This window comes from Carnobacterium sp. CP1 (assembly GCF_001483965.1).
Classification (GTDB): domain Bacteria; phylum Bacillota; class Bacilli; order Lactobacillales; family Carnobacteriaceae; genus Carnobacterium_A; species Carnobacterium_A antarcticum.
The window spans coordinates 385,512-409,806 of the sequence record NZ_CP010796.1 but is presented as its reverse complement, the minus strand read 5'-3'; the positions used below and the strand labels follow the sequence as shown (position 1 = coordinate 409,806).

Here is a 24,295-nt window from a genome sequence, read left to right as displayed (position 1 = left end):
TCGAGATAAATATACCATTTAACTTATTTCATGTCAATCCATTCGCTTACTTTATGTATGTCTGCTTATTAAAAAGAGCTATAAATCCAAAAAAAGAAGAGCCCAAATTTTTAGGCTCTCCCTGCTTCATTTTGTAACGTAGTTCCTTAGTCGTTTATCTCCAACTCTTTTTCAGTTGGTTCATTCCATTCTAGTAAGCTATCTATCGCTTTTCTGCTTTAGATGCTGCGTGTTTAAACTTCTTTTATTGACTTTGTCCTAGAAAGGAACCGCGCCACATTATGAAGTTGTATCGGTCGATGATTCTTTCTAGATGAATAGCTTAATGTAAAAACTTAGTGCTACTCCTTTAGAATCATCTGCTGGTTAATAGTGAAAAACTATTAACCTGAGAACAACTGACGCTCGTTCTCTGACGTAAAGATGAGGTTTATTTCTCCTCTATCTCTACACTGTAAGTATAGTATGTATCCGCTTTAACCGCAAGAAAAGAGACTTAAATGGTATGATTTTATGTAAAAAAAGAGAGCTCATCAATGCTGAGCCCTCTTTCTTTCATTTTGTAGCCAGTTCCTATTTTTTTACTTGGTTTCTAGCAGTAGTCCCACTAGAATAAAACTTGGTTCTTTTCGGCACATGAACTTTAGTTTCTTTCATGTGGGTTTTAGTTACTTCTTCTTGACTTGTTCATTTTTCAGGAACTTAGCCACGCTATGAAGTTTTCCTTCGATCACTCTATTTTATTACTCTTTAAGCTTACTTTTTTCTTAAAATAGAATTCTCAAAGGTTCAGTCAACAACAATTTTCATTGTTGACCTTAGAGTCAGTTTAATCAACTCTAGAAAAGAAGACATTGTACCTTGTCCTTCTCTTCACTATTATAATACCAAGTAATTCTTTATAGTACAATTTTTTTGCTTCTTTGTTATGAAAAAATTATTTTTCTCGAACTGTTTTTAATGCGTTGGACCAAGCTATTACTTGATCTAACATAACTCCAACTGTTTCTGCATGCAAATCAGCTGGTTTGAAAACAGACATATTTTCAAAATCAGTAAACAATGACATTGCTGGATGCGTACGTACATCTGCTACTTGCAATTCAGCAAGAACAATACGTAATGTCTCAGCAGCACGAACCCCGCCTGATGAACCATAGCTGACGATCCCAGCTGCTTTGTTATTCCATTCTGGGTAAAGATAGTCAATGGCGTTTTTTAAGGCAGAAGTCATTCCGTGATTATACTCAGGTGTAATAAATACATAACCATCCATTTCAGCGATTTTTGCTGACCATGGTTTAGCTTCAGGCGTTTGATAGTCTTGGCTATAAGCCGCAGAAATAGGTTCTGCATACATTGGCAAATGATAATCTGCAATATCAATTACTTCATATGCCGCATCCCCGCGTTTGTCAGCAAGCTCTTTTACCCATTGAGCCACTTGTAAACTATTGCGCCCTGGACGTGTGCTTCCGGTGATAATACCAATTTTTGTCATATCATTATTCCTCCTTGGTTTTTTCTGATTTTAATCAGCATTCTGTTAACTTTTTCAAAATCTTATCGCTAACATAAAGTAAGTGTATCGTAAATCCTTACACTAATCAACTAAATTGATTGGTTAACAGAGTAAAAACAAAAATTGTTATTATTACTTAACAGTACTTTAAGTAATAAGCAGCGAATACAGTCTGATAGACTGTTCCTTGTAGAACAACGGATTTACTTTTTTACCGATCGAAGCATTTCTGTAAAAACTTTTGCGTACAGAATAAAAGATAAAAATAAAAAAAATCCTGTTACACTCATTAAAAGTGTTGCTGTCCCATCAGAGATCATCGGAAATGCGACTAAACCGGTCATACACCCATAAAAAACAGCAGTAGAAATTTTTCCAAACCACTTTGCTCCATCTAGTTTCTTTCCTTTTTGAAAAGGACTACATTGCATATCCCCATGGTTAATTCTTTCACTACAAACAATAAAACAAGCAACCACATGTAATCATAACGAAATATCAGACAAAATATAATCGCTGCTTGTGTAATTTTATCAGCTATTGGATCTAACAACTTTCCAATCTCCGTAATTTGGTTGTATTTTCGAGCGATCCATCCATCTAATAAATCAGTCAAACCAGAAAAAACAACAATTAAAGCAGCATATTGAAAATGCTTTGTTTCAGTTGCATTCAAGTAAATAAAAATAAATACCGGAACCAATAATATACGAATATACGATAATATGTTGGGTATCGTAAACCAATCTCTTCTATTATATGATGACAAATCAAAACGACCTCCTAGTAAATAATAGTAGTCTTTATTTAATATATTCGTAATAGCCTATTAATCCTCCTAATATGCTTTCGGATAAAATTGTGTAGAACCCATAAAAAATGAATCACTCCCTTTCTTAAGAGTGATTCACTTGGCGTACACTTTTTGCCTAGATTTTAAGAATAGTTTTTTAACGTTCTTCATAATCGAATGAGTCAATGGAGTAGACCATTTCATTAAAATCTTGAAGATTGTAGAACGTATCTTCGGCTTCTACCGGGATATCTAGATAAATAGGCATAGCGGTATTTGGCTCTAAAATTCCAAATTTATCTTCTGAAAGAGAAAAAGGTGCTTTATCTAAGATGACATCTCCTGATGTATTGCTGAAACTGACTGTCAACTCAATATTAGTCATAGCTATTTTAGTCAGGTTAACAAGTATAAAAATAGCTTGTGTTTTTCCTGCTTCACCTAGATACATACCTGTAAAATGAATAGCTACATCATTGGGAATGCCAACTGAATCGGCTCCTTGTATTCTCGCTTCGATTTCTTGTAGAACTGGATCGCTTTCAAGAGTAAAGCCATTTTCAATATCTGATTTTTGAGGAACTAAGGTAATATCGTTTTCTATTGGTGCAGTTTCACTAGAATCATTTTTTGGATTTTGAATATTTCCGCCTGCCCCTGCGCCTTCACCTTTCGTTGTATCTGTAGTAGATGAATCCGAACTGGTCATAGATTCATTAATTGAAGAGTCTGAACTGACTGAGGATTGACTGACTTCTGAAGAAGATTGGCTCTCAATTGTTGATTCGCTCGTAACAGCAGAGGACGATTCTGTTGAATCGCTTCCACCACCCATTAAATCGCATCCTGCCATAAGAAAAGCTATCCCTAATACCACCATTAGTTTTTTCATTTTTCTTTCTCCTCCATTCAATTAAATCTAAAAATCACTATCCTTTTTTGTTTTCTTATTTAACGATTTGGTAATTAAATTTATCTACACTTGTCTGAACGTTTTCTTCGGTGATGGAGAAAAACAAGGTTTCTTTATCAGCTGGAACACTTAAAGTCATAGGTATAACTGCATTAGGTTCCAGTACGCCAAATATTTCTTTAGTCATTGTATATGGCTCTTGATCCCAAACCATTTCGTTGTTTTCGGTTCCATAACTGAAATTAAAACTGATATCTTCCATTGTCACCATTGTTTTATTGATAACTAGGAAATAAGCTAGCACTCCGTTATCGGTTTTATCATACAGTTGAGAATATAGAACAGTTACATCATTTTCAAAACCCATTTCAGGATGTTCGATCACTAATTGATTGAACTCAGCCATTAATGGATTATTGTCAATGGTCTGTCCTTTATCGCTATTTTGTTTTGGCAGTTTTAAAAACAGCTGATCTTGATCTATAGTCTCTGAAGAGTCGCTGCTTGAATCAGCTATATCATAATTAAATGCATTTATTTCTTCAATGACTTGTTTCGCATCTAATGCTGCAAAAGCTGCTTCGCTTTCTGATGGAATAGATAAGTACATCGGCATTACAGTATTTGGCTCCAATACTCCAAAATTTTCTTCCGTTAATCTAAAGGCTTTCTTATCAAAGATGAGTTTCCTATCAATACCGCCAAATGTATAAGTAAACTCCATGTTTTTCATTGGTATGTCTGTTCGGTTAACTATTAAAAACACACCAGACAAATTAGGAGTTTTACCAAAAGTTTGTCCAGAATAAATAATGGTCACATCATCATCAAATCCCATATCTTGGTCTTCTTCCACCATTTGCTGTAAAGTGGACAACACTTCATCATTTTCAATGGTTAGGCCTTTATTGATTTCATCTGTTTGAGGCACAAACGAAAGTACTTCTTTCGCTGACTTCTCTTCATCACTATTCATTTCGCTAGTAGATGCAGCAGCTGTTTGTGAAACTGAATCATCACTAGCTTTGATTATTGAACTTGATTCTTGACTAGAAGATTCATCTTTTGTATTTCCTATTAAATCACATCCTGCTAATAAAGCTGCAATACCAATGAACACCAACATTTTATTCATTTTCTCTCTACCTCCTTATTCACACATTCTCCAGTTGTGTTTTATTTCCGGTAGGATTTATAATAATTTGTTCTCTAACTAGCTGTTTAGGTGTAAAAAATATTTTCTTGGTTTGTTAAGCCCTCTTGTGGTTTCACACACCTGCCTTTTTGTGTCCAATGAACCCAACAAATATAGTTTAACTTCTGCAACCATTTAATCATTTTCTCATTATTCACATTTTGTTCACCTATTAAATTTGATTTAATTGTACCGTATTTTAATTTTTATACCAAATGTTATCCCCTGAAAAATAAGCTTAGATGATATCTTTTAAACAAATAAATCTTTTTTAAGCTCATTCGATTTCTTTGAAAAATTGTTGAATCTCCCAGTTTCTACTTGATTTTTTTTATTTTATCTATCTGTCCCACTTTTCTCATTTTATTATCACTTTCATTGCGCTAACTTTTTTATCTAAAAAATACTCATAAAATTCTATAGACTAGAATTTCATGAGTACTAAGCGTTATTTACAATAAAACTCACAACGAACAATTTACATACATCTCCCCCTGAATCAGAGCTCTAAAAAGATAAGCAGGATGGGAGCAGAGTTATTAAAATGCAGAATAATGCTTGTTACGGAAGATAAGGGGTTGAAACCTACCTCTACAATCCTTATCCCATATAGGTTTCTCGCTACTTTTTAATTACAAGGTGAGCAGAATATGAGCAGAATTTTTCTTAATACTTTTTAGCATAATAGGGCAAAAACAGAACTTCATTTAATGGAGTTCTGTTTTTATGTGGCTATCTTTTTAGGTGAAAGATTTTCGGATTTCCTATTTTGTCTTCCGTTATATACTCTAATTTCATTTTATTTAAAGGAATGTTTTCCAAACTAATCGTTATATCTCTAATGTCACCAATTTTAAGTACTTGGTTTTCTGTGTAAATTTTATTATCATAGAGCAACCTAAACTCTCTTTGGTATTCGTATTCTAAACGTTTAGAAAAAACTACTTCTAATGATCCTTTTTCAAATTCTTCTTCCTTTATATTAGAATCTTTTAAATGATTATAGTAGTCAACTCTTTTAGAAACGTTTTTTAATCCATCAATTTCCGACTGATTTTTTATTTTTTTTAGAAATGCTTCTTTAGAAATAATTACCATTTCTCTTTTTCCTTTTATCTTTTTCAATTCTTCAATTATATTAGGATTGATAATTACTTTATTATTTTTTATAGGCAAAAATAATTCTTCTACTTTTATTAAAGAAAAACAAGCTATTGGTAAATAACCATATTCTCCTTTTAATTTAGTCTGTACTATGTCCGTAATCGGAAAATCAAACCATTCATCATTCTCTTCTTGCTTTATACTTACCTTAGTCCCCTTTGGAAGTAATTTTGAAAAGTACCCTTCATAGATATCTCCACGTATTTTATCTTCTTCTTTTATTTCTATATCCCAAAATGTCTTTAAGAGCGGAAAATAAATTTCGCCATCAAGAAATGATTTAAGATACTCTTTATCTATAAATTTTATTAAAAACACTTGATTATTCATTATTTATACTGATGCTCCTTTCATTTCAATTATATACATTTTTAAAACAAAATATGCATAAGTCGAATTATAAATTTTGGTTATTATATAAGGATGAAAGATGTCGCATAATAAGTTTATGTTTTGATACAAGTAGCAGTTATTTTCCCTATTGCTTCTTCTGTAGGTGTATAATAGTGATCAAAGTCTTTTAAAAATTCTTCAGCTCTCAATGACTTAGGACCATCTCTTATATCCTCTATCCACTTTATTAGCAAATTTAATTTTGAAATAGCTTCACTATAGTCATTAATTATATCGATTGGAATATCCTTAATATCTAATCTTGTTAATATACTAATTTGATGAGTAGCAGCTAAAGCATCAGTAGCAATATTTTTATCAATATACTCTTCTATTTTATCAAATGCAGATTGTGATATTGATTGTTTTTTTCCATTCTCAATAAAAAAAGAAGCTGTAACTTTAGGCGGCAATAACGGAAATAGTTTTATTTGTTTTTTTATTTCTTCTTGATATAACGTAAAATTCGAATTTGCGTTGGATAGCATAGTACTTATTATTTCTTTTATCTTGTTATCGTGGTCTCTTTCTTGTTGTTTCCTTAATCTCCGTTCCCCCCATGCAAAGAATAAAGAAATAATTACTGCCGAAAATGTACTTATAGTTGATAATAGATTTAACCAAAAATCAGTTCCTGATGTTTCACGAACTACCATATATACTAAATTACCTAGAATCATTTTGTTATTTATCCTCCAATCACATTTATTAATCATGATACAGTAAAAACATCAAAAAAATAACCCTACCTCTTAATTGAGATAGGGTTTTACTATACTTAATATTTAATCTTTTGACCAACATAAATTTTATTAGCATCTTTAATTCCGTTTTTGTCTTGTAGCTGCTTAGTAGTTGATTCCACTTTCAAAGCAATTCCACTTAGAGTATCACCTGATTTGACTGTATAGGTTCCGCCTGCAGCTGCGGCGCCTGAAAGCTTGATAACTTGACCAACATTAATTAAGTTTGCGTTCTTAATGCCGTTCAAATCCTGCAACGCTTTAACAGTCGTGCCGTGTTTAGCTGCGATAGTGCTTAAGTTATCTCCACTTTTAACGGTATACGTTGCTGTTTTGGTCGGTACTGCCGCAACTGGTGCTTTAAGTATTAGCTTCTGGCCAACACTGATCACGTTCTTATTTTTAATTCCGTTCCATGCAGCCAAATTACCCACGCTCACACCGCTTTTGCTAGAAATAGCGGATAATGTGTCACCTGATTTAACCGTGTAGCTATCACCAGTAATTTTATCGTTTGTTGGTTTAGCTGGTTCTGGTGCAGGTTTGCTAGGCGCTGCTACTGCGCCACCTAATACTTGTTTGTCGAATTGAACTAAATTGTTAGCTTTAATGATAGAAATGATTTTAAATTGATACTGTGGATCCGTAGCATATCCAGCATCGTGAATAGCTTTGATTTGTTTTTTATAGTCTGTCAATTCTAAAGCATTCTTATAGCGGCTGTTTACATTTAAAAACACACCGTAGTCTTTAATAGAGGTTGCCCAATCCGGATACGATCTAAAGTTAGCGGTGATATTATAAGTGACACCACCATACACTTCCCACGTGGCCATGTTTGCTGCGTTGCCTCCGTATGACCCTTTGATACCAAATAGGTTGTTATACTTGGTAGCTAAACCGGATTGACCCCACGAGCTTTCTAGTGCTGCTTGTGCGATGGCCACGGATGGTAAAACTTTGTAAATGGACCACAACTGCATGGCTCCTGGTTTAACTTTATTAATGAAGTTTTCTGTTAATGCGCTCATTATTTGTTCTCCCCTTTCATATCTTTCAAAACGTTGTCAGCATATTGCGCTTCTGCGGTCAGTGAATTGTTTTTCCAACCAGCAAATATTGAAATGACTAAAGTAAGAATCGTTGACACACCTTCATAAATTTCAGCATCGCCAAAAGGTAACAATTGGAATTCGAAAATAGAAACCGATACTTGATTGATTAATATGAAGAATAAACCGATAATGCGTACCCACGTTTTTGTTGGTACTCCTTTAAAATTAAAACTTTTCATTATTGTTTCTCCTACTTTCCTAATAGATTTAATATTGTTTGTATAACTAAGTAGCCTGCGCTACCACCACCGAAAACCATCGCAAGCAACTTCATCCGTGTATCTGTGCTTAGCTTCTTCATTTCACTAGATCGTTCAGCTTCTTTTTCTCTTGTCGTGGTAACCGTGTTGAATACACTACCCATTTGTTCTGATAATCGTTCATTTTGCTTCATCAAACTTTCATTCTGACTCATCATAATTTTTGAACGTTCGGCTGATTGAGCTTGGTTAATTAAGACCGAATCTTTTAGTTCTTTAATATTTTTCTGGATGTCTTCATTCGACTGTTCCAATTTATAAATACGTTTTTCATGATTATCCAAGCTAGGCGCTTCAACTTCTTTCACATTTCGTCACTCCTTTTCTCAATATAAAAAGACCCACTCATAATTGAGTGAATCTTCATTTCATTCTTATTTTCGGTTACCGCGCAGTTTGGTTCAGGTGATTGATCTCTTTTATTAAAATTTCTAATTCAGCTAACTTCATCTTCTGTTTTTTTGATATTTTAATATAATTTATATAAGATATAATGAGCAAAATTAACATTACAATTGAAATAAAATTGAATAATGTCCCGAATTCTAAAACTATAAAAGTAGGATTCACTTAAACTCCTCCTCTATTTACTGTGACATTTTTTATACTTTATCCCACTACCACAAGGGCATTTTTCGTTTCTGCCTATTTTATTTTTAATTGTTGGTTGATTTCTAACTGGTTCTATTGGCTTAATACTTTCTTCATTATTATCATAGTAATTATTTATAGTAGTGTTTATAATTTGTTCAGTATTTATATTTTGAGTTCCAGTTACTTCACCATCTAACATTCGAGGCAATATGAATAAAATAATAGTTAAAATTATGTTAATCCAAAATTGAATATCACTTCTTTTTTCATCTCTGCTTTTTGGCAAAAGATCGACTAGACTCGATAATCCTGGTGTTTGTTTTTTTGTTTTAATAGCTATTTCATCAACAGAAAAACCATTTTTTTGGGCTTCTTTTAATATTTCAGAGAATGTTTTTAATTCTTCAAATTGTCTTTGAGGAGAACTTATTATGTTGATGATATTATTTACCATTTCATACGTTCCGTCTAATATTCTAGCCATATTGCCACATTTCGGACAATTTGTTTTGTTACCTTTCATTACTATAGTAGCTGATCCTGCCCCTGACATTCCAATAATGTTCGTTGAAAAAATATTACCACAACTATCACATACTGATGGAAACAAAATATCACTCTTCTCTTTTTCATTTAATTATATACTAACTAAATATAAAAAGAGAGTCTAATTTTTATATTCTTATTTTTCAGTTACCGCGCAGTTTGGTTCCTGTCCAAATCATTGACACAAGTATTGATTTATAAGTGTTTATAGCTACTTTTAACCACTCATCTGTATTACTGCGCGGTAAAATAAAAAGCCCTCAATTATGAGCGCTTCTCTTTACGATATTCTTCTAACATTTGTTGTTCATCATTGAATTGATTCATTTGAGCACCAATCCAAGTAGAAACTTTTATACCTTGTTTACTTGCGTGTTTAAGAAATTCTTCATAGATTTCTTCCTCAACAGTAATATTTAATCTTTTTGAAACCATATGTATACCCCCTAAATGAGATATACATATTATCATTTATTCGCTAATAAATATCAATACACACTAATACGCATTACCGCGCAGTTTGGTTCTGATTTCCTTTAAACTAGTCGGGTGCCAATAATCAAATTACTGTAAGTATCGACTTTAAATTTACTTCCGATATATTTATATAAAAATATACAACTTAAAGTGATTCCTACAATAATCAAAGGTCTTGCTAGTGTTAGTGCCCACAAATCATACCGATTAAAAATAGAAGTTACTAGACCTGCCACTGGCATGTGGAGTAGATAGATACTAAAAGATTCTAATCCTATATTTAGAAAAACTTTAGTGTTCATAAATTTCATTGTAGCTAGTCCAAACACCAGTGAAATTGCAATAGGTTGTAAAATCAAGGTGGCATAACCCCAGTATCCGGATGTAATATCAAATAGTTTTATAAAAATTAACAAAGCTACATACATAAATAACAAAAAGAATTTATATTTACTGCATCTGTATCCTAATTTCATTAAAGAATTATTACTGGCTATTATCAAACCAACACTAAAATAGCCAATGAAATTTAAAGGATTCAAAAAGTTATTTATCCCATCAATAAATCCCGTTGCCGTTATTAAAATACTTAAGCACGATACTGCAATTGTGCTGATAACAAAAGCGTTATTTTTTGAAGTATAAAAAAATAAAAGATAAAAAAAGACCAATAGAGTTAGGTAATACAAATAGCTTCCGTTCCCTAATATAAAGTCTACCCAACCACCAAACTCTATTCCCCCTTTTCTCAATACGATATAAAGATAAACTACTGTTCCCGTCACTATCCACGGTATCAATATAGTGTTTACTTTTCGTTTGAAATAGGTCTTAATAGTGTATTTATTTCGATAAAATAAATAGCCAGATATAATAAAAAATATACCCACACCTACACTACCTATCTGTTCCAATATCCATGAAAACTGTACATTTAGTTGATTGGTATCTCTGAAAACAGTGGCACAATGAGCAGATACAATACTGATGATTGCGAGTCCTTTTAAAGAGTAAATATAATTTCTTTCTGTGATCTGAGAAGAATTGTTAACCATTTGCTTTATAACCCCCTAATTATATTATGTCAAACTGTTGATAGTATAACATAATATAATTAGGAAGTTTTTAGTATCAGTATCTGTTTGCCATTGATTTGTTTGTCTGTACCTTTTTTAATTTCAGATGGAAATTTTGTTCTACTTTTCAACCCGAGGTGTCGCAATGATCATTTCTTTTTCTTCTAATGTAATGAATTTCTTTTCAACCATTACATCTAAATAACTACTATCAATACGATTCATAATCCACATATTCAATAAAAACCCGTACATATCACTCATCTCCTTTCTTCCTTTCTATGCCATGAATAACAAGCTTAATATTGTATTTTCTGCTGTTTCTAACCGTTTTTCCAATGAGGGAAGTTTGGGCGTTTGATCCGGTTCCTTTCCCGCCTCTAGCCATTTTTCACCATCCCATTTAGCTTTATATAACCCGTTGGGCATTTCTGTATAAATCCAATCTTCTTCTTTTGGTTGATCTAATAGAACAGTTTTTATATCTATCAAAAAACCTTCTTCATTTACTTTATATATTTGAATTTTCATGATGTACCTCCTTGCTCCGTATAAATTATGAAGCTGAATTCGATCGAATCACCTGTAGAGACATTAACGGAAGATGTGTTAAGATATATATTTCCGTTAGTATGAATAAACATATCGCTGAGAGCGAGACCTTTAGTTACATTAAATCCACCAAAAAAAACTCTTACGAAAGGTCTATAACCCGAAGGGATTAAGCACAAAGCTGTTGATCCCGAAACGGTTCCAGCAGTTAATTTAGCTTTAAACAATACTTGACCTAAATCGTTTTTTGCATATTCGACTTTACCGGACCATCCATTTAACGTTGTTCCAGAAATAAACGGTTCCAAACTTCTATTAGCTTTTAAATTAATGTCTTGTGGTTGCACTAAAAGAGATTTCAAAAATACGTTTCCGCCTAACATATAGTTGTTTTCATAATATCCAGGCATACGATTCATCAATGCTTTTGTATCTGAGAGTTGCATATTGGAAGTGTTATCCTCAATCCGCATACGATCAATATTCAATCCGATTGCTATAGAGATATTTAAATCTTTCATTGCTCCCCAAAAACTATTCAACTTAATATTTCCAATAACATTTTTTAACCCTGTTGTTTGTACAAGCTCGATATCGTGCATGTTTTTTTCGAAATAGTTTCGACTGATGTCTAGTCCAATTGCTGACGAAAGACGAATAGGACATTTTTGTGTATATCCTTCGATTACACAATTATTAATCCGTAGATTAGTACAAGCGTAAGATGTTAATTCTGTTGACAAAGCTTCTATCAAAGGTTCCATCGAAGATTCCATGCGTCCGCCATCTATCACTGTATCCAAATTATGTGGAGATTCAATGAAAGGGGAAGTGAATAACGATCCCTCACAATTGATTATCCGCAAAGATTGAGTATATTTGGTTGTTTTTATTCCACTAATATATTTGAAATAACATGAGTAAAAAGCGTGCCTAATCATTTTATCTCCATCTGATATAATTGTTTTCCCTTCAGGATCACCAGTAAATCTCACGTGATGAAACATCGGGCTATTGATGCCGTTAGAGGTTGAAGCTCTTGTGAACATATACCCACTGTCATATTTAACTAAATGTCCATCTATAAAACCTACTTCGCCAATCCAATCACCTTCCGGCAAAAAAACACTACCGCCTGTTAAGTCATACGTCCGGTTTAACCTAATATTGGGTATCTTATTTTCTAGCGCGAATGCATATGCATTAGTTATCTTTTCCGAATCTGTTAAGCCGGTAAAATCGTCAGGCGTTATGCTAATATTTCTTTTAGTTTGTTGAAACTGCGCGGTAGTTTCTTGTTCTTTTTCGTCTAATCTTTTCTTTAAAGTGGTGTATGCTCTACCGCTTGCGTCCACCCTTGCTTGTGCTGCCTCAACGGACGAATCACCCTCAACGACTAACTGGTCAACTTGTGCTTGCACATCTTTAGATAATTCGTTGGCATCATCTGCCAGACTTGCGCCTAGCATCAAACCTTCGCCCATTTCACGGGTTTTATCTTTTAAATGTGGTTTACTATTAAAACTATCAACGATTCGTTTGATCGTCTCTTTTGCTGACATTAAATCACTCCTTTTTTGCATAATAAAAAGGCCTACCTTATTGGTAACCCTTAAAATATTGTGTTATTTAATTTTTAGTTTGGTATACTTTCCTTAGAAAGTGAGGTGAAAAACATGACTGATAATAAGCTTGTTAATATAAATTTAATACCTGATTTACCAGAATCAACTAAAGAAGAATTGCTTAACCCTTCAGCTAATTTAGTTGGACAAGCGTTTAAAGGAATTGCACATAAAGTACTAGGTCCATTAGTTAGATACAACATAGTTAAGGATGCAGAATTGGAAGACTTTACTCAAAAAGTGAGAAACAAAACTGCTGCCGTCCCTATCGAAAACAGGAGTTCAGAAAAAATTGGATTGGCATACAAAGCAGTCGAAGATGCAGCCTATCAGCTAGATTCAGAAGAATTAAGAGAAATGTTCGCTAACTTAATTTCCGCTACTGTAGATTCAGAAGTTAACCAACTTGTTCATCCTTCTTTTTCGACAATTCTAAAAGATTTATCTCCAAAAGATGCTTCATTATTTAAAGAGATGCACCAATCCGAGACATTACCATTAGTTTCTTTAAAATTACAAACCGAGAATGGCGATTTCAATCTTAATGATATCGAAAATATAATTTTAGGGAATAATATAAAATTTACGGAACAAGTTTCCTTAAATAATCTGGAAAGATTTGGGCTTGTTAAAATTTCTCCAGATATTGCGTTAGTATCTCCTGACAACGAATTTAAATATGAGGAATTTGAAAAAACTACTTATTTTAAAGATGAAAAATCCAAGCTTCCAATAAGTGTGGGAGAATATACTTTTGAAGTATTAACTATAATTAGAGGGAACGTAGCAATAAGTCCTCTAGGAAAACAATTTGCAAAAATTGTTATTTCTGAGTCATAAGTTCTAGAAACCTTTTAATTCTTTCTTCAATTTTCCCAACTTCTTTAGCAGCTATTTCAGCAACCTGTCTCATGATTATTATATTTATGATTGTTGAGACGGTAACTGAAATAGCTATTAATATTAATGAATAAATAAATATACTCATCTAATCCCTCCTCTAAATTCCCTCAACCAATTCTTTCAACGCTAAAAAATCAGCCATAAACTGATCTAGATCAATCGACTGATTTGCTAAGATTCTATTCAATTTTTGCTTATCTTCTTTCGCCATCAATCCATCAGTCAATCCAGTTGCTTTATCGTAGTGCTGCAATGAATTGAGTTTGATGACATTCTGAGAGCTCATTAAACCATCTTTATAAACGGTGGCCACGTCGTAAACGGGAATACTGCCAATAGAATCATTTAGCGCATCTACCACATCATTCAGGTTATTTACTGCTTGCTTTAAACCTGGTATGTCAGCCTCGCCAATTTCAAGATTGATTACATCGACTATTTCGCCAACATTCGCTATCTGCGTTTTTAAGTTTCCAATCGTTTGCGTTTGATTGGCCACCATAGTCCGTAGACCTTCATAAGACTTTTGCGACTTTTTCATATCTGCTTGATACTGGCTTGCGGTTTGGTATTTATCGCCAATCGTTAAAGTATTCAATTGCGGGTTATTGATATCGATTCTTTTTTCTACGATCCGGACAGTTTCTTTTTCCGTTATGCCAGGATTATTTAACGGATATGAATTATAAACTTCATAAGCATCAATATCTTTCCCAATCAATGACAAATCATAAGCGGACACTTGATTACTGATGGTCACCTGCTTATAGGTGTTAACGAATTCTTTGCCTTTCGTCAACAGAATGTTCGGCTGATTCACATCGTCAAATACCTTTATTCCAGCAATAATGCCAAATTGTTCAATTCCTTTTACATCATCAATATAGGCTTTGCCACCGTTAACACTGCTGATGCTGATTCGTGGCCTAGAGACGTCTGATACCTCAGCGCCTTCTTCTGCTTCAATCGTAGCACCATAAATGTACCAGCGAGTAGCAACGGTCTCTGTGTCCTCGTCACGATCTTGCGACTTTAAGTTTTTGCCAACTCTTATTTCAGTTGTCTTCTCCTCACCAATAACCGTCATCCAGTCTAAATACCATTGGCCATCAACGAATCTCGTTCTTATTTCTCCACCTAAGCGATCCACGAGCTTGTCAAAAATAGTATCAAATGTATTCATGTCTTGGCTTAAAAAGCGGTAAACGTTATCTGTTGAATTCGTAACGTTGACCGTACCTAATATAAATTTCTTATGGTTGTCGGTGCTGGCGTTATGATTATCAATAACGATTTGAAGAAATTCTTTTGGTGTCTTATTGTGTATTTCAGCAAATGGTTGGCTGGTCTCTTTTAAATAATTCAATCCATCGACTGCAGTAAACGATTTGTTGTACATTCCGTTAGCCGCCATCGTGCTGTTCAACCGCAAAACATACCCGTTAAACTCATCTTTTCCGGTCTTCGTGTTGTAGACATTCAGCAGCGACTTTCTGGGTTTAATTTTGCTGTAGGCCGGGTTTTTCATGTTTAAAGTAAACGTAAAAGAATTGACCACATTGACTCCTTGTCCTACATTCCCGCTAGTTAACTTTATTTGCTCAATGTTCGGATAGTGTATGATGGTGCTTTTTTTGTCGTTAATATCTTCATGAAAAGTAACGCGATACATTAAATCAACTCCTTATGAAACTCGAAGTCGATCGTGCCATTGCCGGTCACTGTCAAATGGTTCATACCTTTATTGATAACAAAATCCAATGATTCATTCGTGCCTTTTGGAAAATTAATCTGAACCGTATCTTTTTTGACCGCCATTGGAGCGGAACAGGTTACTTTGGGAACCACCGAAGCCATTCCATTATTCATCAATTCAATCGTTTTGGACCCGTTGATCGTATACGTTGACTCCTGGTAATAATCCAACTCGGAATAATCATCCCAGTAAGGGCTGCCTTCACGAGCTTCTTTAATTTTGTACGGATAAGCTGTCATGTTGACCTGCAACTTACCCGCATAGACGATCGGTTCAAATGCGGTACCTTCCCTTACTTCAGCTAAAAAAAAGTAGCCGGGGAAGATATCGTCATACAATTTGAATTGTTGTTTCTCCATTAACAGATTGGTCATGATCGTTTGCAAATAATAAGCTGACTCCCTTGTGGGTTGTGTGCCGATTAAATTCAGAACATACGATATAGGTCTTTCTGTATAAGTTTGTTCTCCATACAATTCGCTGAAGTCGAGAAGTTTATTCGAAAACGGAATCTCTTCCAGTATTTTGTTTTTGTCTGGATTGCCGATACTTCTTGATTCAACATTAATTCTATATTCTTTAAACAAATCTATTTCATCAATTTTTATTCCTAATCTCAAATAAATATCCTCCCTTCAGCATCTTGTATTCTTTGGCCATCTTGTTGATCTAAAATAGGAACTAATAGCTGACCAAATTGTTTACCATTAAAATTAAAGTAAATAGGTTTACCACTATTATTAATTAATTGACTCATCATAGTGGTTAAAGCATTTTGACCATCAACTAACTGATTTATCACTGTTTGAGAGGACGATTCTCGCGCCGTTTCAGAATTGTTTGCGGGAGATTGTCTATTACCGTTGTTTCTAGTAACGTTGCTCATCATGCTTAATGTGTTCATTATTTTTGTGTCAGCAATATCAGTGCCATTTGCAAATTTAGGTATTGCAGCTTTGAACTTTTCTATTGTCGGCCAAACTTTAGTTCCTCTTGGCAAATTAAATAGGGTATCTACATTAGGAGAAATACCAAATTCACCTTGCGGAGTTAAATAAGGCTCATGATTTCCACCGTCACCTAATGTAGCAAGCCCACCAATATGGAAATTCGTTCCTTTAGCTAATCTAGGTCCACCTAAACCTCCCTTTTGAATGGTTTGGTAGCTGGTAATATTTTCCTTAATGGTTTTAATCGTAACTGTTTTACCAACCACTCCGTCTATCGACCTTTGAGCAGAACTAGCAACTGTTGCTGCGTTTGTCTCGACTCGGATATCTTTGGGTACCCACTCTTTACCGTTCCAACTACTAGCAGCTTGAACGCCTTCTAATGCTTTCTGTGTGGAATTACTTGTCACAACCATTTCTTTTTGCTTTGGGCTTAAAGAATCCCATTGACCTGTTGCGATTAATGCTTGTTTTGCAGCAGCGCCAGCTGTGGTAGTCATGATCATCTCTTGTTCAGATGGACTCAAATTATTCCAAACACCTGTATCCATTAATGCTTGTTTAAGCATTTCGGGGGTATTGGTATTTAAAATAGCCATCTGATCTTTGTATTCCATATTTTCCCAATCATAATTTGACTGCAAGAAATAAGTTGCGGTTTCCCCAGCGTTTGTTTCGACGTCTGCGAATTGAGTAGGGAAGTCCATTTCCCACCATTTACCATTAGCCATTAACGCTTCCATAATTTTTTCTTTAGCGTTAGTATCTAATTCAGCGTTTTGCATGATAAATTCAAGATTGTTCCAACCTTCTTCAGACTGGCTGGCTTCAGTAATAACTTCATCAAGGTTTGTTTTAACTTCACCGGTTTTTTCATCAAGTATCATACCGTTCCAAGCTTCATTCGCTTCACGAACTTCTTCAGAAGCACCTTTTGATGATTCAATCATGCTTTGATTCGATTGGTCTATTTTCTGGTTAGCTAATTCGATTCTAGCTTGAATTTCATCATAATTAAGTCCCATATCAGCAAGCATTTTCTTCTGAACTTCCACAGGAACATTACCTTGTTCTTCCCAAACTTTAATATATTCAGCGCCTATTTCTTTCAAGTCTTCTAACTCAGAAATACGTAAAGCAGACATCGCATCATTGTACTCCTGTCCACTAATTTTCCCGCTTGTTCGTTGCTCTTCTAATAGTGCAGCTTGTTCAGCATAACCAGCTTGAATAGCTGTTTTTTCTTCATGTAACATTTCTATACGTTGCCTTAACTGTTCAGCAGAAAATTCTTTCAGATCATTAGCCATAACGGCCTGCACACTTCGTTGTTCTTCAGCACTCAGTTGAAGTGTTTCACTTCTGATTTCAGCTAATCGAGAATGATAGTTTTCTATGACGGTTAATTCAGCATCGGTTACTTCTCTATTTTCAGCTAATGCATTTTCATATATTCCTGTAATCGCTGATTGTATTTTATCCACTTCAGCGATCATTTTGGTCTGTTCAGCCATTCCCTCTGTCATTGACTCTCCGACAATTTTTCTTACTGATTCAGGTAGACCAGCCAATCCTTCTTCTGTTTCAGAGATCGTTTCTTGAATGTCTTCTTTAATGCTGTTAGACATGCCCTCATAAGCACCAACAGCTCTAGTGGTTCCTTCTTCTATATTGAAAGCCATCAAATCAGTGGCAAGGCTGGCTTCATCAGACATTGTTTGGAATTCATTCAAGGCTTTGTCTGCACTTTCACCAACGTCGGTGCCCCACTTACGTGTTCGCTCCCCTGCTTTCCATGCATCTTCTCCCCATACTTTCCAGACAACCGCTCCTGCAGCAACTACGCCGCCTACCACTAGTAAAGCTGGGGCAATGGCACCAAGCGAAGCAATTAAACCAGCAGAGCTTCCGGAAGCACCTACCATCCCAGCACTCAAAGCTTCTGTTCCACCTAATAGTTTCAATGTTCCATCAGCCGCAATTTCAAATGCTGCAGAACTAGCTTTAGCCGTTCCACTTACTACTCCAAAATGTTTAGCAAGCCCTCCCATCATAGACAGTCCGCCACTACCAATGCTGATAAACTTCCCTAGAATACTACTTGCTGGACCTATTGCAGCAGTGAACGCTAACGCTTTGACGATAGTACCTTGCATTTCAGGACTAGCTTCACTAAAGGATTGAGCTAAGTTTCCTAGAGTTTGAATTAATGGTTCAGCAGCTTCTAATCCGTTTCTTAAAGCATCTACAAAAGGACCACCAAACTCAATAGCTGTATCTGTTACTTGATTTCTTAATATTTTCAGTTTTGATTCGGTTGTTTCGTAACGTTTGCTTGCTTCTTCAGTTAGAGCCGTGTTTTCACTAAACGCTTTATTAGACATTTCAACAGCACCACCAAACAACTCGCTTGCATTACCTGCACGCAAAAGAGCATCACGTAAGCGAACTTCTGAAATACCCATCTCATCTAATAACTCTATTGCTGTCGTTCCTTTTTCTTCAGCTTTTCCTAATCCTTCAACGAATGCCCCAATTGCTCCAACAGCATCAGTTTCAAAGGCTTTTTTAAAGTCAGCAGCACTCATTCCAGCTATGTTTGCAAAGTCTTCTAATTCTTGCCCACCTTTTGCTGCAGCTAATTGCATATTCACCATAATTTTACTGAAAGCAGAACCACCTGCTTCACTTTCTATGCCTACAGAACTTAACGCCGCTGAAAGTCCTAGTATGTCTGCTTCACTAAGTCCAATTTGTGCACCTGCACCGGCCAGCCTAAGAGACATTGCTACTATTTCACTTTCAGTAGTAGCAAAGTTGTTTCCTAAATCCACGATTGCAGAGCCTAAATTAGAGAACTTATCTTGACTTAGTCCCGTTATGTTTGCAAACCTAGCCAATGCAGTTGCAGCTTCAGTTGCTCCCATATTTGTAGATTCACCTAAATCTATCATCGTTTTAGAGAAAGAAAGAACATTTTCTGTTTGGATACCTAATTGTCCAGCCGCTTCAGCCACGTTTGATATTTCTACAGCACTAGCAGGCAATTCTTTTGACATTTCTCTTATGCCCTTTGATAGTTCCTTATAAGAAATAACGACAATACCGTTTGAATCGACTACTTCATCAACTGTTTTCTTTACTCCTGCGAAAGCTGATTCGAAATCTATTGCAGCTTTAACACTTCCTGCAACCCCTGCGATAATAGGTGCTGTCACGCCAACGGTCCACTTGTTCCCAAAACTGGTTAGTCCATCGCCGATTTTCTTCCCTTTGTCGCCAATAGCTTGTAAACTGGTTCCAACTTTAGTCCAATTCGATTCTTGAATAGCAATCGTTTTTCCTAAGTCGTTATATTTTCCAGTAAGTGTTTCTAGCTTACTTGCAGTTCCGTTCATTGCTGCCTCAGCACTTAATAAATCTGTCTTTTGGCCAGCAGTGGCTTTGCTCACATCACCAATGCCTTTTTTAAGTTCATCATATTTCGCTTTTTGTTGGGTTAATAAAGCACTATATGCTTTAGCACTTTGTCCGGTTTGGGTATAAGTCGCTTTCATGCTATTTATTGATTTCCCGCTATTTTTAAAGGCTGTTTCTTGTGCTTTCAAAGCTTTATCCAGCGATCGGATTTGTGTCCCTAATACTCTGGTACTTTGTTGAAACGGGTCAATATTTAATGTGGCTGTTGCTGCTATATGGCCTAAATTACCATTCATTATTTACCTCCTTTCTTTTAAAACAGGAATGGGAACGCCTGATCTAGCGTTACCAACTCCTCTTCTTTGGTTTCTTCAACATTTGAAACTTCTATTAGGAAGTCGATATCAGCTAATGTCATTCCGTATATTTCCGGAAGCTTATAGCCACTTTTAATCAGACTATTAATGAGTTCTTTCATTTTTTGATAGCCTTCCTCAATGGTTAGGCTTGGTCCTTTTTTTCGTCGTCGCTTTTTCCTCCAAGGCATTCGATATAAATATTTTCAGCTTTTTTTGAATCCTTTATGGTGCAACCATTGATAAATTCCTCTGCTGTAAACTCTCGATTGAAGACATAAGAAATAAAGTCAGCAAAATTTGTTTGATTTTCTTCAATATCTTCTTCTGTTTGATCTTCTTTATTTAAGTATTTGTTTTGCTTAAAACTAAACTGCATCGCAGCAATGTTTTCTCGTATGAACAGCTCTTTCTTTTCAAACTTCTTAACTTTTCCATCAATCGTCAATTCAATTGCTACCATCTTTTTTTCCTCCTATATTTCAAATAAAAAAGGCTAGTCAAATGACTAACCTTTCACGTTTATTCTGTTATTTCTTCTTCTGGTTCTTCCTCTTCTTTAAAAAGAGGAGGTTCAGGGCAACACCGGAGTGCTTGGGAATACCATTTTCTTGAAGTCTTCAAAGACAAAGTCTTCATTATCTTCACGACCGATATATAAAATATCGCCTTCTTCTTCATCTCCACGAGCAACAAATTGACCAGTAGTAGCATCAGTAGTTGGTGCAGGCGTTCCTTCTTTTGTCGCTCCATCGAAACCAGGGATATTGAACTTACCTTTCAAAAGACCGAACCAAACGGCTTTCCCGTCTTCCATTTTCGTTTTAAACATAATCGCAATGTCGTTAGGAGTTAGGTTTTTGTTATATTTTTCTACTCCTTTTTCAATCGTGATTCCAAAGAAATCAACACGAGCTGTAGAAGCTAAATCTAAAACGGCTAGCTCTAATTGAGTATCTGTAATGCCTCCTGATAGAACTGCATCTGGACCATCATCAGCCATAACCGTTACTAATTCATTTGTGATATTGATCTTCGCTGTTTTTACTCCCGGCAACTTGTTCGTTACTTTTACCGTGTTATCAGAATCAACTTTCCCGTATTCTACTGCACTTAAACCAAATTTTACTTTTCCCATTTTTTCTACCTCTTTCTATTTTTAGTTTTCTAAGTCAAAATCAAAGACCCGATATTTCCTCACGTTCATTTTGAGGTTAATATCAGGGTCTTTATATCGCTTTGAATAATATTGAATGTGTCCATTTCTTTTTAAAATTTTATCGACAAGTTTCTTTATTTGTAGCGATTGACTAGCCGACGTGCACCACCAGTCAATCTGTATCGTTTGTTCCTCAGCAAGGTTTTCATCATCTGAATAAATTGCTGGATTTTCATCGATCGGATTTATTCGCATAAAAGGAGCGGATTCTACTTTTTTGAAGTTATCAGGAATGTCATCAAGGAATATTCCTTGTATATACTGACCTGTTTTATCAAATTTACCGCCTCTCAATGCATCAAAAAGAGAATTGAGTTCACTATCATTCGCCAATAAACGATAAGCTCTTGTTTCGGCCAACATTATAGCTTCAACCCCTTCATGATTTGTTCTCTGTATATTTCTTGCACTTGCGGTGTAGATTGATTAATGGTCTGTTCAACAAAGTTCTGAGCGCTTTGGTAAATTGTTCCCGTGTCTGGATAGTGAACTCGATTCCCGACGGCATGGTTATATCCGATATCTTTTTCAATTAAACCTTGATTAGCGCCTTTAAAACCAGAAACTTCTACACTTGCAGCCATCTCTCCCGTTTCACCGATTGGTGTATTTGCCGTTAAATTCTTAGCAAACAACTGCGCTCCCTCATCTACCGCTTTACGCGCTGCACTTTTATTATTTAGCTGCAGCTTCGTAAGGTTAGCAAGAAGATCATTTGTTCCGGTTGTCATTCGATCATCACCGCGCTTATCATACTAAAATCTTTTCTCATAAAGTCTGTTTCAACATTTAATATTTCGTAGTCATTCCCTCTAAAAACAATCATCATAGTTGAATCAACTACTCGTTTTTGTTGGTAACGGATATTAAAGATAATGGTGTCTTTCCGTTTCTTGATTCCTTCACCGGCCATGTCTTGAGTGGTCCGTTCTCTAAATTCTTTAACAGTAGCTTTGCTAGCCTCTGCCCAACAAGTAAACAATTCTTCTTTTTGTCCAGGAATAACTTCACCATCTTCATTTTGGCCATTTTTAATAACGAAAAAAGTAATACGTTCATTCATATTTCTAGTGATCATTTATCTCAACCTTTCTGTAGCGCAATTGGTGGATAATGTTTAAAACACCATTAGCCAATGGATAGCGTTCAGAATCAGCAGATAAACCACGGTGTTCATATTCTTCTTTCACTTGTTTTTTTACAGCCAATGAAAATCGTGCATCCTTTAAAAAAGATTGAGGAGCAGAACCTTGCTCAATCGCATCGCAAATTTGCAATTCTACTCCCTCAACCATTTCCATTAACAAATCATCTTCAAAGTCATGATCCACTTTGCAATAAAGTTTCAAATTTTGGAGTTCATCCGGTGTTAAATTCATGTCTATCCCTCCAACAATGCAATTAATGCTGCTTTGTTATCACCTGATTTATACTCAATGCCTCTTTCATCAAGCAAAGCTTTTAAATCAACAACAGTCAGGCTGTTATAGTCTACTGCCGCCACTCTTGATTGTGGCGGTGTTACTCCCCCACTGGTGCTGTGTAAGTTAAGAAGAAGCCAGCTTTCTTATCAGCTACTTTTACATCAAAACGAGTAACAGCTTGCAAGTATTGACCATAGATTTCATTGTCTGCCCAACGTAGCCCTAAATTTTTACGATCTGCAAATAAGATAGCGCGTTTCATGTCTCCTACCCATGCCTTGCTGTCTCCAGCTGCTCCAAATTCTTCATCTTTAATAACAAAAATAGGGTGACCAGAAAAAACTTTTCCAGTGGGGCTGATGATAGAGTCTTGCAATAAGTAACGACCATTACCATCTTTTACTGTATCTAAGAATTGGTAGAATGATTGAGAGACAACGTAAGAAATTACATATGCAGGATCTAGTTCTACGTTTTGGATCGCTTTTAAATCATCTAAATCAGAGATGTTTTTAGCAGTAAATGTTTTCATAACTGTTGCCACGGCTGAGTTTGTTGTGTTGAGTTTGATTTCATTGACGTTTTCATTTACTAAACTAATTAAATCAACATCTGCATCATCAATTGATTCTTGAGACAACGGAATGGCACCACGATAAGTTAAGACTGTCCAATCTACGTTATCAAATTCAGGTTTTGCTAGTTTAGGATTCTTTTCTAACTCAGCTACACTGATCATTTTTGTGGTCGCTGATTTCAAAACAGGATATGATCCTTTACCTTTTTTGGCAGGAATTAAGCGAGTGAAACGTTTCAAATCAACTACTGTATTTACTTCATGGCTGGGAATGTATGAAGTATCATCAGAAGTAACAAGTTTAGTATCTTGTTTAACAATCCCATCTGTTGTTGGAGTAATTTCATTCTTAATAACAGAATATGGAACAATAGCTTCATCTTTTCCTTCCATTTTCAAACCATTAACATCGTAACCTTTTGTTCGGATAAAATTATTAATCGCATTACGATATTCATCAGTTGGATCACCAACAACCTTTTTAGTTCCATCTGATTCATTCGATACACCATCTGGTTCTAGTGCAGCTTCATAAGTTGCTAACGTCGCTTTCTCTGTTTCTAACTTCGCTTTGTTTTCTTCGCGTAGATCCTTAATATTTTTAGCGCCTTCTAAATCTTCAGCGTTTAACTTAGCTGTGATTTCACCTTTTTGAGTATTAATTGTTGCTGATAATTCCTTGATATTAGCTTTTAAAGCCTCTACTTTTTCGTTAAACATAT

29 protein-coding genes are annotated in these 24,295 nt (G+C 35.2%); 1 reads left to right on the top strand and 28 read right to left on the bottom strand.

Translation table 11 applies throughout. The features are described from left to right. Positions 1-937: 937 nt before the first annotated feature. The 15 genes from NY10_RS02190 to NY10_RS02120 all read right to left on the bottom strand — a co-directional run bounded on the left by NY10_RS02190 (position 938) and on the right by NY10_RS02120 (position 12,905). Positions 938-1,501 (bottom strand): NADPH-dependent FMN reductase, encoded by a 564-nt coding sequence (locus tag NY10_RS02190; RefSeq protein ID WP_058918456.1) that lies wholly within the window; start codon positions 1,499-1,501, stop codon positions 938-940. A 415-nt stretch (positions 1,502-1,916) separates the two neighbouring features. Beyond that, complete coding sequence (locus tag NY10_RS02185; RefSeq protein ID WP_231726756.1) at positions 1,917-2,291, bottom strand: CDP-alcohol phosphatidyltransferase family protein; 375 nt, start codon at positions 2,289-2,291, stop codon at positions 1,917-1,919. 181 nt (positions 2,292-2,472) lie between these two features. Beyond that, the gene (locus tag NY10_RS02180; RefSeq protein WP_058918455.1) at positions 2,473-3,207 is read right to left on the bottom strand and encodes a hypothetical protein; all 735 of its coding nucleotides are present in this window, start codon (positions 3,205-3,207) and stop codon (positions 2,473-2,475) included. 55 nt (positions 3,208-3,262) lie between these two features. Beyond that, positions 3,263-4,363 carry a lipoprotein gene (locus tag NY10_RS02175; protein WP_058918454.1) on the bottom strand — a complete coding sequence of 367 codons (1,101 nt, stop codon included), beginning with the start codon at positions 4,361-4,363 and terminating at the stop codon, positions 3,263-3,265. A gap of 792 nt (positions 4,364-5,155) precedes the next feature. Continuing rightward, positions 5,156-5,917, bottom strand: coding sequence for a hypothetical protein (locus NY10_RS02170; RefSeq protein WP_058918453.1), 762 nt, complete (start codon positions 5,915-5,917; stop codon positions 5,156-5,158). Positions 5,918-6,033: 116 nt separating this feature from the next. Then, positions 6,034-6,660 carry a hypothetical protein gene (locus tag NY10_RS02165; RefSeq protein WP_058918452.1) on the bottom strand — a complete coding sequence of 209 codons (627 nt, stop codon included), beginning with the start codon at positions 6,658-6,660 and terminating at the stop codon, positions 6,034-6,036. Between the two features lie 98 nt (positions 6,661-6,758). Next, entirely contained in the window at positions 6,759-7,754 is a 996-nt protein-coding gene (locus NY10_RS02160) for a LysM peptidoglycan-binding domain-containing protein (protein ID WP_058918451.1), read from the bottom strand. Beyond that, entirely contained in the window at positions 7,754-8,017 is a 264-nt protein-coding gene (locus NY10_RS02155; RefSeq protein WP_058918450.1) for a phage holin, read from the bottom strand. Before NY10_RS02155 ends, NY10_RS02160 begins: the two co-directional genes overlap by 1 nt. 11 nt (positions 8,018-8,028) lie before the next feature. Then, complete coding sequence (locus NY10_RS02150; protein WP_058918449.1) at positions 8,029-8,406, bottom strand: hypothetical protein; 378 nt, start codon at positions 8,404-8,406, stop codon at positions 8,029-8,031. Positions 8,407-8,681: 275 nt separating this feature from the next. Further along, positions 8,682-9,302, bottom strand: coding sequence for an SEC-C metal-binding domain-containing protein (locus NY10_RS02140; RefSeq protein WP_058918447.1), 621 nt, complete (start codon positions 9,300-9,302; stop codon positions 8,682-8,684). A 200-nt stretch (positions 9,303-9,502) separates the two neighbouring features. Next, on the bottom strand, positions 9,503-9,673 hold the full coding sequence (locus tag NY10_RS12650) for a hypothetical protein (protein WP_058918446.1): 171 nt from the start codon (positions 9,671-9,673) through the stop codon (positions 9,503-9,505). A gap of 101 nt (positions 9,674-9,774) precedes the next feature. Then, a complete protein-coding gene (locus NY10_RS02130) occupies positions 9,775-10,770 on the bottom strand; it encodes an acyltransferase family protein (RefSeq protein ID WP_058918445.1) in 996 nt (331 codons plus the stop codon). Positions 10,771-10,911: 141 nt separating this feature from the next. Next, a complete protein-coding gene (locus NY10_RS12560; protein WP_156413255.1) occupies positions 10,912-11,055 on the bottom strand; it encodes a hypothetical protein in 144 nt (47 codons plus the stop codon). A 15-nt stretch (positions 11,056-11,070) separates the two neighbouring features. Continuing rightward, entirely contained in the window at positions 11,071-11,322 is a 252-nt protein-coding gene (locus NY10_RS02125; RefSeq protein ID WP_058918444.1) for a YomQ N-terminal domain-containing protein, read from the bottom strand. Next, a complete protein-coding gene (locus NY10_RS02120) occupies positions 11,319-12,905 on the bottom strand; it encodes a hypothetical protein (protein WP_058918443.1) in 1,587 nt (528 codons plus the stop codon). The genes NY10_RS02125 and NY10_RS02120 overlap by 4 nt, the downstream gene beginning before the upstream one ends. A gap of 114 nt (positions 12,906-13,019) precedes the next feature. On the opposite strand from NY10_RS02120, the gene NY10_RS02115 reads away from it, so the two are divergent. After that, entirely contained in the window at positions 13,020-13,808 is a 789-nt protein-coding gene (locus tag NY10_RS02115) for a DUF4393 domain-containing protein (RefSeq protein ID WP_058918442.1), read from the top strand. Here NY10_RS02115 and NY10_RS12555 read toward each other — a convergent pair. The 13 genes from NY10_RS12555 to NY10_RS02065 form a co-directional block, all read right to left on the bottom strand. Continuing rightward, positions 13,792-13,956 carry a hypothetical protein gene (locus NY10_RS12555; protein ID WP_156413254.1) on the bottom strand — a complete coding sequence of 55 codons (165 nt, stop codon included), beginning with the start codon at positions 13,954-13,956 and terminating at the stop codon, positions 13,792-13,794. The two genes, NY10_RS02115 and NY10_RS12555, sit on opposite strands and share 17 nt — an antisense overlap. A 12-nt stretch (positions 13,957-13,968) precedes the next feature. Continuing rightward, positions 13,969-15,543, bottom strand: coding sequence for a phage tail spike protein (locus tag NY10_RS02110; protein WP_058918441.1), 1,575 nt, complete (start codon positions 15,541-15,543; stop codon positions 13,969-13,971). Continuing rightward, the gene (locus NY10_RS02105; RefSeq protein WP_058918440.1) at positions 15,543-16,247 is read right to left on the bottom strand and encodes a hypothetical protein; all 705 of its coding nucleotides are present in this window, start codon (positions 16,245-16,247) and stop codon (positions 15,543-15,545) included. Before NY10_RS02105 ends, NY10_RS02110 begins: the two co-directional genes overlap by 1 nt. Continuing rightward, positions 16,244-20,293, bottom strand: a complete 4,050-nt coding sequence (locus NY10_RS02100) for a phage tail tape measure protein (RefSeq protein WP_058918439.1) — start codon at positions 20,291-20,293, stop codon at positions 16,244-16,246. The genes NY10_RS02105 and NY10_RS02100 overlap by 4 nt, the downstream gene beginning before the upstream one ends. A gap of 17 nt (positions 20,294-20,310) precedes the next feature. Further along, a complete protein-coding gene (locus NY10_RS12550) occupies positions 20,311-20,475 on the bottom strand; it encodes a hypothetical protein (protein ID WP_156413253.1) in 165 nt (54 codons plus the stop codon). A 23-nt stretch (positions 20,476-20,498) separates the two neighbouring features. After that, the gene (gpG, locus tag NY10_RS02095; RefSeq protein ID WP_058918438.1) at positions 20,499-20,816 is read right to left on the bottom strand and encodes a phage tail assembly chaperone G; all 318 of its coding nucleotides are present in this window, start codon (positions 20,814-20,816) and stop codon (positions 20,499-20,501) included. Between the two features lie 111 nt (positions 20,817-20,927). Then, positions 20,928-21,491: a major tail protein gene (locus NY10_RS02090; RefSeq protein WP_058918437.1), complete on the bottom strand. Its 564-nt coding sequence runs from the start codon at positions 21,489-21,491 to the stop codon at positions 20,928-20,930. Between the two features lie 21 nt (positions 21,492-21,512). Next, positions 21,513-21,935, bottom strand: coding sequence for a hypothetical protein (locus NY10_RS02085; RefSeq protein ID WP_058918436.1), 423 nt, complete (start codon positions 21,933-21,935; stop codon positions 21,513-21,515). Then, positions 21,935-22,303 carry an HK97-gp10 family putative phage morphogenesis protein gene (locus tag NY10_RS02080; protein WP_058918435.1) on the bottom strand — a complete coding sequence of 123 codons (369 nt, stop codon included), beginning with the start codon at positions 22,301-22,303 and terminating at the stop codon, positions 21,935-21,937. The genes NY10_RS02085 and NY10_RS02080 overlap by 1 nt, the downstream gene beginning before the upstream one ends. Then, a complete protein-coding gene (locus NY10_RS02075) occupies positions 22,300-22,650 on the bottom strand; it encodes a phage head closure protein (RefSeq protein WP_058918434.1) in 351 nt (116 codons plus the stop codon). The genes NY10_RS02080 and NY10_RS02075 overlap by 4 nt, the downstream gene beginning before the upstream one ends. Next, positions 22,640-22,951 (bottom strand): head-tail connector protein, encoded by a 312-nt coding sequence (locus NY10_RS02070; RefSeq protein ID WP_058918433.1) that lies wholly within the window; start codon positions 22,949-22,951, stop codon positions 22,640-22,642. Before NY10_RS02070 ends, NY10_RS02075 begins: the two co-directional genes overlap by 11 nt. A gap of 2 nt (positions 22,952-22,953) precedes the next feature. Next, positions 22,954-23,076 carry a HeH/LEM domain-containing protein gene (locus tag NY10_RS12390; protein ID WP_082664154.1) on the bottom strand — a complete coding sequence of 41 codons (123 nt, stop codon included), beginning with the start codon at positions 23,074-23,076 and terminating at the stop codon, positions 22,954-22,956. Between the two features lie 17 nt (positions 23,077-23,093). Continuing rightward, positions 23,094-24,293, bottom strand: coding sequence for a phage major capsid protein (locus tag NY10_RS02065; protein WP_058918432.1), 1,200 nt, complete (start codon positions 24,291-24,293; stop codon positions 23,094-23,096). Between the last annotated feature and the right edge of the window lie 2 nt (positions 24,294-24,295).